Origin of the sequence: Kitasatospora sp. NPDC085464 (genome assembly GCF_044541955.1) — a bacterium.
Classification (GTDB): domain Bacteria; phylum Actinomycetota; class Actinomycetes; order Streptomycetales; family Streptomycetaceae; genus Kitasatospora.
Genome location: NZ_JBITTM010000053.1, coordinates 51,748 through 61,730 on the forward strand (window position 1 = coordinate 51,748; position 9,983 = coordinate 61,730).

11 protein-coding genes, 2 pseudogenes and 1 riboswitch are annotated in these 9,983 nt (G+C 74.5%); of the genes and pseudogenes, 9 read left to right on the forward strand and 4 right to left on the reverse strand.

Annotation, left to right across the window (positions count from 1 at the left end):
- Nucleotides 1–9: 9 nt before the first annotated feature.
- Complete coding sequence (locus ACIGG8_RS35250; RefSeq protein WP_396552705.1) at nt 10–252, reverse strand: hypothetical protein; 243 nt, start codon at nt 250–252, stop codon at nt 10–12.
- Between the two features lie 243 nt (nt 253–495).
- Between ACIGG8_RS35250 and ACIGG8_RS35255 the strand changes: the two are divergent.
- Nucleotides 496–2,051 (forward strand): annotated as a pseudogene (locus tag ACIGG8_RS35255) (MFS transporter).
- Between the two features lie 58 nt (nt 2,052–2,109).
- Here ACIGG8_RS35255 and ACIGG8_RS35260 read toward each other — a convergent pair.
- On the reverse strand, nt 2,110–2,460 hold the full coding sequence (locus tag ACIGG8_RS35260) for a hypothetical protein (RefSeq protein ID WP_396552706.1): 351 nt from the start codon (nt 2,458–2,460) through the stop codon (nt 2,110–2,112).
- A 512-nt stretch (nt 2,461–2,972) separates the two neighbouring features.
- Here ACIGG8_RS35260 and ACIGG8_RS35265 point away from each other — a divergent pair.
- Nucleotides 2,973–3,494, forward strand: coding sequence for a hypothetical protein (locus ACIGG8_RS35265; protein ID WP_396552707.1), 522 nt, complete (start codon nt 2,973–2,975; stop codon nt 3,492–3,494).
- Nucleotides 3,495–3,597: 103 nt separating this feature from the next.
- On the opposite strand, the gene ACIGG8_RS35270 is transcribed toward ACIGG8_RS35265, so the two are convergent.
- Complete coding sequence (locus ACIGG8_RS35270) at nt 3,598–3,888, reverse strand: SHOCT domain-containing protein (protein ID WP_396552708.1); 291 nt, start codon at nt 3,886–3,888, stop codon at nt 3,598–3,600.
- A gap of 24 nt (nt 3,889–3,912) precedes the next feature.
- Nucleotides 3,913–4,401, reverse strand: coding sequence for a DUF6325 family protein (locus tag ACIGG8_RS35275; RefSeq protein ID WP_350526029.1), 489 nt, complete (start codon nt 4,399–4,401; stop codon nt 3,913–3,915).
- Nucleotides 4,402–4,914: 513 nt separating this feature from the next.
- On the opposite strand from ACIGG8_RS35275, the gene ACIGG8_RS35280 reads away from it, so the two are divergent.
- From ACIGG8_RS35280 to ACIGG8_RS35310, 7 genes and pseudogenes are all read left to right on the forward strand, one after another.
- Nucleotides 4,915–6,150, forward strand: coding sequence for a hypothetical protein (locus tag ACIGG8_RS35280; RefSeq protein WP_396552709.1), 1,236 nt, complete (start codon nt 4,915–4,917; stop codon nt 6,148–6,150).
- Nucleotides 6,151–6,447: 297 nt separating this feature from the next.
- Nucleotides 6,448–6,876, forward strand: coding sequence for a hypothetical protein (locus tag ACIGG8_RS35285; RefSeq protein ID WP_396552710.1), 429 nt, complete (start codon nt 6,448–6,450; stop codon nt 6,874–6,876).
- A gap of 156 nt (nt 6,877–7,032) precedes the next feature.
- Nucleotides 7,033–7,175: riboswitch (SAM riboswitch) on the forward strand.
- A 200-nt stretch (nt 7,176–7,375) separates the two neighbouring features.
- Nucleotides 7,376–8,089, forward strand: a complete 714-nt coding sequence (locus ACIGG8_RS35290; RefSeq protein ID WP_396552711.1) for an IclR family transcriptional regulator — start codon at nt 7,376–7,378, stop codon at nt 8,087–8,089.
- A gap of 491 nt (nt 8,090–8,580) precedes the next feature.
- Nucleotides 8,581–8,814, forward strand: coding sequence for a hypothetical protein (locus ACIGG8_RS35295; protein ID WP_396552712.1), 234 nt, complete (start codon nt 8,581–8,583; stop codon nt 8,812–8,814).
- 135 nt (nt 8,815–8,949) lie between these two features.
- Entirely contained in the window at nt 8,950–9,393 is a 444-nt protein-coding gene (locus ACIGG8_RS35300) for a hypothetical protein (RefSeq protein WP_396552713.1), read from the forward strand.
- Between the two features lie 240 nt (nt 9,394–9,633).
- Nucleotides 9,634–9,819 carry a hypothetical protein gene (locus tag ACIGG8_RS35305; RefSeq protein WP_396552714.1) on the forward strand — a complete coding sequence of 62 codons (186 nt, stop codon included), beginning with the start codon at nt 9,634–9,636 and terminating at the stop codon, nt 9,817–9,819.
- 49 nt (nt 9,820–9,868) lie between these two features.
- Nucleotides 9,869–9,983: pseudogene (locus ACIGG8_RS35310) on the forward strand (IS607 family transposase); the annotation flags it as partial.

Consider the following 9,983-nt stretch of genomic DNA (forward strand, 5'->3'; position numbering starts at 1 on the left):
GGGCGGGGCTCAACCGCCCGGCGTCCGGCTCCGGGGGCGTCCGAGGGCGTCCTGGTCGGGCAGCTGGCGGAGCTCCATGACGTGCAAGCCGAGCGCCTGGAACCGGCCGAGCAGGCCGTAGAGGTGGGCCTCGTCCGTGACGGGGCCGAACAGGAGGGTCTGGTCCGGCACGAAGACGCTCTCCAGCTCCGGGAACGCTTCGCGGACAGTCACTTCTGGCATCGCCCCGGCGATACGGAACTCGTAACGCATAAGCGTCCTTCCCTGGAATGCTCCGCCGGTCCTCGCCGATCCCCGTGTGACCAGGCTGCGCGCAGCGTCGCCCCGGGGGATCACCCAGCCGGGGTGAGCCACGGCCGCTGGCGTCCGGTCCGGCATCGTTGCGGGAACACGAACCGTGCGGGCGTCCGGCCCGGGCGTACGGATCGGCGAGCGCGAGGAGACACGGCGAACCGGTGGAGAGCGCTGATCGTCCTGGGCACGGCGCAGTTCCTGATGGTGCTCGACGCGTCCGTGATGAACGTGTCCATCAGCCAGCTGGTCGAGGACTTCCACACCGACGTCACGGCGATCCAGGCGGTGATCACCCTCTACACGCTCGTGATGGCGGCGTTCATGATCACCGGTGGCAAGCTCGGCGACATGTTCGGACGCCGCCGGATGTTCCGGCTCGGCCTGGTCGTCTACGCCGTGGGATCGGGGCTGACCGCGGTCGCCCCCACCCTGGGGGTGCTGGCGCTCGGCTGGTCGGTGATCGAGGGCCTGGGGGCCGCGCTGGTCCTCCCGGCGCTGGCCGCGCTGGTGGCCGGCGCCTACCGGGGACGGGACCGCGCCACCGCCTACGGCGTCATCGGCGGCCTGGCCGGGGCGGGCATCGCCGTGGGCCCGCTGCTCGGCGGCTGGCTGACCACCTACCTGACCTGGCGTCTGGTCTTCGCCGGCGAGGTCGTCCTGGTGGTGGTCATCCTCCTGCTGATGGGCTGGATCGCGCCGGAACCGGCGCCGGAGCGGCGCACGCGGCTGGACGTGGTCGGCGTGCTGCTGTCGGTGGCCGGGCTGGGACTGGTGGTGCTGGCCGTCCTGCAGAGCAGTTCCTGGGGCTGGCTCCAGCCCCGCAACCCGCCGTTCACGGTGCTCGGGTTCTCGCCGACCCTCTTCGCCGTCGCGCTCGGCGGGGTGCTCCTGGTGCTGTTCCGGTCGTGGGAGCTGCGCCGGGAGCATCCGCTGGTCCGGTTCGGGCTGTTCGGCATCCCGCCACTGCGGTCCGGCCTGCTCATGCTCTTCAGCCAGAACCTGATCCTCCTCGGGTTGTTCTTCGTCATCCCGCTCTACCTCCAGGTCGTGCAGGGCCATGACGCCTTCGAGACGGGCCTCCGGCTGCTGCCGGTGTCCGTCACGATGCTCGCGACCTCCATGACCGGCCCGTTCCTCGGCCGGTTCGCCTCGCCGAGGACGGTGGTGCGGATCGGGCTGCTGGTGCTGTTCGTCTCGTCGCTGTGGCTGGTCGGCACCGTCAAGCCGGAGCTCGACGACCTGTCCTTCGCGCTGGCGATGGCCCTGCTGGGGATCGGCATGGGGCTGCTCGCCTCCCAGCTGGCAACATCGTGCAGTCGAGCGTCGGGGAGGAGGACCGCAGCGAGGTCGGCGGGCTGCAGTACACCGCGCAGAACCTGGGGTCGTCGCTGGGCACCGCGCTGATCGGCGCCATCCTCATCGGCGCCCTGACGGCTGCGTTCGGCAGCACCGTCGCCGAGCACCCGCAGATCTCGGAGCCGGTGCGGCAGGAGGCCGGCATCAGGATCGAGGCCGGCGTCAGCTTCGTGCCCGCGGACCAGCTCTCCGCCGTGCTCGCACAGACCGCCGTTCCGCCGCAGGAGGCGGACGCCATCGTGGAGTCCTACAGCGCGGCCCAGCTCGACGGCCTCAAGGTGTCGTTCCTGGCCGCCGCCGGGATCACGCTCGTCGGCTTCGCCTTCACCGGCCACCTGCCCGCCCGGCGGGAGCCGGGCGGGGCCGGGCAGACGGCGGAGGCCGAGGCCCCGGCCTCCTGACGGGCGATCCGGCCGTGTGCCGGGGCCCGTCGGTTGAACGGCCGGCCGGTGCGGGAGGTCAGGCCCGGGCCCGGCGGTGCGTCGCGTGGGCGGCCTTCCTGATCCCCGCGATGAACTCCGCGAGGGCGTGGCCCACGGCACCGCTCAGGATCATCAGGGAGCCGATGAGGATCCAGGCCTCCTTCTCGTTGAGGCTGATCGGAGTGGCGGGGGCGCGGCCGGTCACGGAGACGCTCCGGGGAGCGGGGCGCAGCATGTCCTTGGCGATCGCGACGAGGCCTGACAGGGCGTGCAGGGTCGCGCCGACGACGAGAGCCCCCAGACCGATCACGAGCCACCCGACGCGTCCGAGCTCGTCGGGCGCGGGCGCGATGGCGCGGCGTGCGACCTGGTGGTGGATGCCTGGCATGGGTCTCGTCTCCTTCGATGGTTCTGACGGGAGACCCGGCGGTCTGCGGATCGCCGATGACCCCGTGTTCGGTGATCGGAGGGTGGTCGTCCGTGCTGCACTCCCCGGGTGGAGAAGGAATCGGCCCTTCGCCGACACGCTACGGAGGGCGGCCCGGCCGCGGATCACCCGGCGTGGGTGAACGTCCGGCGGCCGGGGCGCCGCGGGCCGCCCGGGCGGGGCCCCCCCCGGGGGGCCGCGCCGGCGGGGGCCCGCCAGGCGAGCCCACCCCGGGCCGGGGAGGGATGCGGCCCGGGGGGGGCCCCCCCGCCCCCCCCCGGGGGGGGGGGCCCGGGCGGGGGGGGGGGGGGGGGGGGGCCCGGGGGGGGGGGCGGGGGGGGGGGCCCCGCCGGGGCGGCCCCCCGCCTGCCGACCCCTCACCTGCCCGGGGTGAGGCCGGGCCCCGGGGATCCGGTGACAATGACGGCGACGGTTCACCGGCCGTCCCCGGCACGGTGACGGGAGGAGACGCCGTGACAACGTCCCGCAGCCGTACCCCCGTCCCGCCCGGGCCGGCCCCGCAGGGGAACGGGGACCGGACGGACTACGCCGGCGCGGTCTACGGCTCGATGCTGGCGGCCTCCGTGATCGCGGCCGCCGGTGTCCACGAACCGCACCCGCGGCTGTCGCTGATCCTGCTGCTGGTGATCACCGGGCTCGTCTTCTGGATCGCCCACGTCTACGCGCACGTGGCCGGGCAGCGGGAGATCGGACGCCAGGTCAGCTGGCCCCAGGTGCGCGAGGTCGGCCGGCACGAGTGGCCGCTGGTCGAGGCGTCGGGGCTGCCGGCCCTGGCGGTGCTGGTCAGTCCGTGGCTCGGGACGGGCAACAGCGCCTGGCTCGCCCTCGGCGTCGCGGTGGCCCAGCAGGTGGCCTGGGCGACGCTGGGCGCCCACCGGGCGGGCGCCCCGGCCCGTCAGGTCGCCGTGGAGGGCGCGGTCAACCTGGTCCTCGGGCTGGTCATCGTGGCGGCCAAGGTCGCCGTCGGGCACTGAACCACCGGTGCGGGTGGTGCCGCCGCCCGCACGCTTCGTCCGGGCTCCCGCGTGCCGGTGCCCCGTCCCGGACCGGGACGGGGCACCAGCACGCGGGGGGCGTTCAGCCGGCCAGGAGCCGCTGCTTCTGTGCCGCGAACTCCTCGTTGGTGAGGACTCCCTGGTCCCTCAGCTGCGCCAGCTGCTGCAGCTGGGAGATCTTGTCGTCCATGCTCGCCGCCGGTGGCGCCGCAGAAGCGGCGGGTGCCGCGGCCGGTGGGGGCGGAGCGGGCTCGGCCGCCACGTCCTGCTGGGCCCAACGACCCGCCTGACGGCGGGAGACCCGGTTGGACACGGCGGTCGCCGTTCCGGCGACGACGGCGGTGCGCGCCACACCGCGCAGCAGTCCAGGCATGACTCGTCTCTCCTCTCGGTGGCGTCACTCGGTGGCGGACGGCCGGGTCGCGGGGTCGTCGGACGCGTCCTCGACGTCGTCCAGCTCGTCCAGGGAGCGCAGCAGGTCCGCCATGGGCACCCGGCCGCTGGCGACCACCCGGGCGCCGCCCCGGCGCAGCGCCGTGGCGAACGGAGCGGCCCAGGTGTTCTCGTAGATGAGCACCCCGGCCGAGTTCCCGGGCTCGATGGCCCCAGCGGCCTCGCCCAGGTCGTCGTCGTCGAGCAGCCCCGACCCGGAGCCCTCGAAGACGGCCAGGTCGAGCAGGCCGTCGCCGTCGAAGTCGGCGATCTCCATCCCGGTGACGGTGCCGTCGCTGTCCTTGCGTACGAACGCGAAGTCCAGGATGCGGATCACACCCCGGTCCACCAGGTCGATCAACAGCGGAAGCCCCTCCCCGGTCATGCGGTTGCCGGGGAACTCGACCACCAGGTAGTCGATGGGCCCGCTCTCGGCCAGGACGTCCTCGGCCATGGCGGTGCTCCTTCCTTCGTGTGGGATCCGGCGCCCGGCCCGCCGGGCCGGTCGCTGCTTCGACGCTAGGGGCCGCCACCCCCTCCGCGGATCACCTGTTCCGGGTGAGGGAACGCGGATCCGGCGGAGCCCTCGTCCGGGCGGCCCAGTCCGGCGTGCCGGACGGGGGACCTTGCGGCGTGAATGGTGAACAGCGGCGGTACGGCCGCGTGCCGAACACCGGGAGTGCCGTTGAACGGGCCACTGGAGCCGCATCCTTCCGAGCCCCCTTCGGGTGAGCCCTCGGCGTCCGGGCCCGCTCCATCCGGGCCTGCTCCGTCCGGGCCTGCTCCGTCCGGGCCTGCTCCGTCCGGGCCTGCTCCGTCCGGGCCTGCTGCGGTGGGCGGTCCTGCGGCGGGTGAGCCGCCCGCGTCCGGGCCGCCTCCGTCCGGGCCGCCGCCCGGCGGGCCGACGAACGGGGGCGGGGGCACGCCCTCGGGGGGCCGGCACCCCTCCAGGGCGGCGAGGATCGCGATGAGCACCGTGTCAGCCGTGCTGATCACGCTGACCTGCATCCTGGTGCCCGTCTCGCTGCTCACCGTCTGGGTGCACGACATCGCGCTGGACACCGACCGGTACGTCTCCACGGTCTCCCCGCTGGCCACCAACCCCGCGATCCAGGACGCCGCGGTCGCCCGGATCACGAAGGCCGTGGACGTGAAGGTGGACGGCCCGGCGGTCGCCTCCGACGTGGGCGACTGGCTGCAGTCGCAGGGCCTGCCGCCCCGGGCCGCCGCGGCGGTCAAGTCGCTCGGCCCCAAGATCGACGACGCGGTCGACCAGGTGGTCACCAAGGCCGCCACCAAGGTCGTGCAGAGCGACGCCTTCGCGACCGCGTGGACGCAGGCCAACCGCGCCGCCCACCAGGCCGTGGTCCAGGCCCTGACCGGCCACGGCCGCGGCGCGGTCGAGGTGAACAACGGCACCGTCACCCTCAACGTCGGGACGGCCGTCGACAAGCTGAAGGACGACCTGGTGTCGGCCGGGCTGACCCCGGCCGAGAAGATCCCCGAAGTCAACAAGCAGCTGGTGCTGTTCCAGTCCGACAAGCTGGCCAAGATCCGCGGTTACGCGCACGCCCTCGACGTGATCGGCAACTGGCTGCCGATCATCACCGTGCTGATCGGCGTGATCGGCGTGGTGCTGGCCCGGCGCCGCCGCCGGGCCCTGGTGACCACGGCCCTCTGCGCGGCCTTCGCCTGCCTGCTGGTGGCGATCGCCCTGGTGATCGCCCGCCACTACTACCTGGACCACCTGCCGCCCGCCGTGCAGTCCCCGGCCGCGGCGGCCGCGGTCTTCGACACGCTGCTGCACTTCCTGCGGATCAGCCTGCGGACCGCGATCGTCCTGGGCGTGGTGGTGGCGCTCGGCGCCTACCTCTCCGGTGCGGGCCGCATGCCGCGCGCCGTCCGCGGCGGTGCCGACCACGTCGCCGACTCCGTCGCCGGCTGGAGCGACGCGCACGGCGTGCACACCGGCCGGGTCGGGACCTGGACCGACGCCCACCGCCGGTGGCTCGTCCTCGCGGCGGTGCTGATCGTCGCCCTGGTGTTCGCCCTCTGGAACCACCCGACCGTCCTGACGGTGCTGCTGCTCGTGCTGGTGCTGCTCGCGGTGCTCGCCGTCCTGGCGCTGCTCGCCGCCTCCGGACGGGCCGACGCCGACAGCCGTACCGACGAGGCCGGCGCCGGGAGCCGGACCGGCGAGTGACCCCGTCCGCGCGACGCGGACCTCCCCGACCGTTCCCCGCACACAGCGCAGGTGGCCATGACCAGTCGTCCGGACCCACACCGGCCGGCACCTGCCGCTGACGGACGCGGCGTCACGATCCGTGACCTCGTCGCGGTCCGCGCACGACAGGACGGGAGTCCGGCCCTACCGTGAAGGTAGGACTTCTGTTCCCTTCCAGGCGGTCGTCATGCGAGCAGCCGGGCCCCTGCGCCAGGCTGCCCGTCCCTCCCGTCTCCCGTTGCCCGAGAGGCGGTTGCCACCGAAGGAGTCAATGTCATGACCAGCAGTGTTGCCGGGGCCGGCCCCAGCACCCGCGCCCCCGAGCCCCGTCCCTTCGCGACCGGGTGGACCATCTTCGCCGGGGTCATGATGATCGCCGGCGGCATCATGGCGGTGTTCCAGGGGATCGCCGCCATCACCAAGGACAGCCTGATCGTCGTCACCCGGCACTACGTCTACTCGATGAACACCGAAGGCTGGGGCTGGATTCACGTCATCGTCGGGGTCGTCCTGGTGCTGGCGGGCGTGGCGCTGTTCAGCGGTGCTGCCTGGGCCCGGGTCGTCGGTGTCGCCGTCGCCGGCCTGAGCATGATCGCCAACTTCCTGTGGCTGCCCTACTACCCGCTCTGGGCCATCGTCCTGATCGCGCTCGACGCCTTCGTCATCTGGGCGCTGTGCGTCGGCACCACGAAGAAGGCGAGCTGACCACCCGACGGGCCGACGGCCCGTAGGAACCCCGGGCCGGCCACCACCGCGTGGCCGGCCCGATCGCGTCCGGGGGAGGGGAGTGGAGGGCGAGCGGAGGGCGAGTGGAGGGGGAGGCTTGGCGGGCGGCCCGGCGCATCTTGTATCGTTCCTCGCGAATCATCCAGAGGGGTGGAGGGACCGGCCCTACGAAGCCCCGGCAACTCCCCGTTCGACCCGGCGTCCGAAGTACGCGCCGTGCCGTGCGGGGGCAGTGCCAACTCCGGCCTGTCGCCACTGTGGCGCGGGAAAGATGAGGAGACACGGTGCTCTCTGTGCTGTCCTTCGCCCGGGCGCTTTCCGCCCCGGCCCTTCCGCGTACCCGTCTCGTGCCCGGCGCAGGCAATCGGCCGACTTCCCCGGCCCGTCCTCGCTGACCACCCCCCCGGCTCCCCGTCCGGGAGCCCCCGTGAGCGAAGCCCACCCGCCGCTCACGGGATTCGAGACGGAGTACCCATCCATGGACAACACGAGCGGCGTCGGCGTGCTCGACAAGGTCACCTCGATCCTCGGCACCCTGGAGGCAGGTCCCGCCACCCTGGCCGGACTCGTCACCGCCACCGGCCTGGCCCGGCCCACCGCCCACCGGCTCGCCGTGGCACTCGAACACCACCGGCTGGTCACCAGGGACATGCAGGGCCGGTTCATCCTCGGGCCCCGGCTCACCGAGCTCTCGGCGGCCGCCGGGGAGGACCGGCTGCTGGCCGCGGCCGGCTCCGTCCTCGCCCACCTGCGCGACGTGACCGGCGAGAGCGCCCAGCTCTACCGCCGGCAGGGCGAGATCCGGATCTGCGTGGCCGCCGCCGAGCGCCTCTCCGGCCTGCGCGACACCGTACCGGTGGGGGTCACCCTCCCGATGAAGGTCGGTGCGGCCGCCCAGGTCCTGCTCGCCTGGGAGGAGCCCGAGCGGCTGCACCGCGGGCTGCAGGGCGCCCGCTTCACCGCCACCGCGCTGAGCGGGGTCCGGAGGCGCGGCTGGGCCCAGTCCATCGGCGAGCGTGAACTCGGGGTCGCCTCCGTGTCCGCGCCCGTCCGCGGCCCCTCCAACCGGGTGGTGGCCGCGGTGTCGGTCTCCGGCCCGATCGAGCGGCTCACCAGGCACCCCGGAGCCCAGCTCTCCCAGGCGGTCGTCGAGGCGGCCCACCGGCTCACCGAGGCCCTGCGCCACCCCTGACCGGTTCACCGGGCCGCGCCTGCCCGGCCTCGCGCCGTTCGGCCTCGCGCTGCCCGGACGCGCGTTCCTCTTGCGCGGGCCGGGAGGAGGCGGCGGCCGGCGACACCGGGAACGGGGTGAACCGAACGCGGCACGCCATCCGTGCAGGGGTCGGGGGCTGCGTTGCACCGCCGTCCCCCGCCGCCGCCACGGCGGGCGGCGGCGGTCCGGGCTCGCCCAGCGCGACCGGCACCGCCCCGGCGCTGGCCGAGACCGGTGGCGGTCCCGGGCGTGCCCGGCACCGACCTGCCGCGCAACCTCGTGCTGCGCCTCGACGCGCTCGGCGCCACGGCCCCGGCTGCGCGGCGGGAGACGACCGGGGCGATCGGACCGGCCTCGGCACCGCTGGTGCGGACCAGTTCGGACCCTGCGCTCGGCGCCCTGCGGCCGGCGGAGCGGCGGGGGACGCCGGCCGCGACTGCGTCGGGTACGGCACCTTCACGGCCGCCCTGGTGGCCGGCCGCCGCACCGGCGAGGCCGGCCCCTCCGGCCTCGCCCCCGAGGCCCGCGTCCCGGCGGTCGTGGTCACCGACGACGCCGGGGCCACCACCCCGGACCTGCTGGGCGACGGGATCCGCGCCGCCGTCGGACCGGGCGCGCCGCCGGCTGACGGCCCGGGCCGGGGCGCGGCGGGGCCCGTCCCGCGCCCCGGCGAGGTTTCCTCCGGCAAAGTGCCGCCCAGGTGAACAATCGCGAGCACGTTTTCCGTTCAACAACACGACAGGCGGGCGAGCGGCTCGCGTCCAGGGCCGGGCAGATGAGTGAGGTGGGCTCCGATGAGGACCAAGGCGGTGGACCGTGATGGTGACAGACTGACGGTCATGACGGGCGGTGGGGACGGTAACGGGCAGGGCGGCACCGGGCGCGGCGGGAGCGGGCCGGACGACGAGGCGACGGCGCGTCGGCTGATCGCCGCCTGGCTGGCCGGTGAGGCCGCCGAACCGGCGCCCGCCCCGGCCGCCGGCGCCGAGCGGCCCGCCGGGGCCGTCCCGACCGGGTGGTGCGTCCCCCCGGCCGCCGCCCGGGAGGTCATCGCCGTGGCCCGGCGGATGGCCCTGCACGGACGGCAGGGCCGGACCTGGCCGGCCCCCGGAGCCGAGCACCTGATGCTGGCCCGCGCCCTGGTGGTCGACGAGCACCCCTCGGCCGCGGCGTGGTCCGAGTGCGAGCGGGTCGAACTGGCCGGCTGGATCGCGGTCCTGGTGCGGCGCTTCGGCGAGGACGGCGTCCAGCAGCTGACCGCCGCACTCGTGGCCCGGTCCTGAGCGTCCGGTCCTGAGCGCCCGGGCACCGGGGCAGTCGGGCACCGGGGCGGCGGGTCCGGCGGGACCCAACGGCATCCAACGGGCGCCAACGACCACCAACGCGCGAGCCGACCGGGCCGTTGGGCGGACGTCGGTGGCGGCTGGGACGGTCTTCCCGTCAGGGCGAGGCACCGGGGCTCACCACACACCGTCCCCGCGGCTGCCCGCCGATGCCGTTGTACCGGAGCGAAGGACAGAGCCGTGGCCGAGGAAGCCGTCGACTCACCCGTGGGCGCCCAGCAGCGCGCCGACCACCCCACCCGGGGCCGTGCAACCCTGGACCAGGACACCCTGGTCGAGCTGTACCGCGCGGGCCGGGTCGGCCGCTCGATTCGCCCCGTTGAACGGAAGCCGTGCGCCGAGGGGTGGCGAACTGTTGGTGCCTGACTGTGCGTAAGTGTGCATGGACGTAATCCAGTTGCTTATGGTCGCGTTCGTGAATCTGACGGAGTGGGGGCGAGCGCAGGGGATCAGTCCCCATACCGCTTACCGCTGGTTCCGTCAGGGCACTGTGCCGGTTCCGGCCGGGCGGGTGGGGCCGCGCACGATCC

Bases quoted from the DNA above. Each gene is read 5' to 3' on its own strand.
- ACIGG8_RS35250 (WP_396552705.1), bottom strand. From the start codon at position 252: ATGCGTTACGAGTTCCGTATCGCCGGGGCGATGCCAGAAGTGACTGTC.
- ACIGG8_RS35260 (WP_396552706.1), bottom strand. From the start codon at position 2,460: ATGCCAGGCATCCACCACCAGGTCGCACGCCGCGCCATCGCGCCCGCG.
- ACIGG8_RS35270 (WP_396552708.1), bottom strand. From the start codon at position 3,888: ATGCCTGGACTGCTGCGCGGTGTGGCGCGCACCGCCGTCGTCGCCGGA.
- ACIGG8_RS35275 (WP_350526029.1), bottom strand. From the start codon at position 4,401: ATGGCCGAGGACGTCCTGGCCGAGAGCGGGCCCATCGACTACCTGGTG.
- ACIGG8_RS35280 (WP_396552709.1), top strand. From the start codon at position 4,915: ATGAGCACCGTGTCAGCCGTGCTGATCACGCTGACCTGCATCCTGGTG.
- ACIGG8_RS35285 (WP_396552710.1), top strand. From the start codon at position 6,448: ATGACCAGCAGTGTTGCCGGGGCCGGCCCCAGCACCCGCGCCCCCGAG.
- ACIGG8_RS35290 (WP_396552711.1), top strand. From the start codon at position 7,376: ATGGACAACACGAGCGGCGTCGGCGTGCTCGACAAGGTCACCTCGATC.
- ACIGG8_RS35300 (WP_396552713.1), top strand. From the start codon at position 8,950: ATGACGGGCGGTGGGGACGGTAACGGGCAGGGCGGCACCGGGCGCGGC.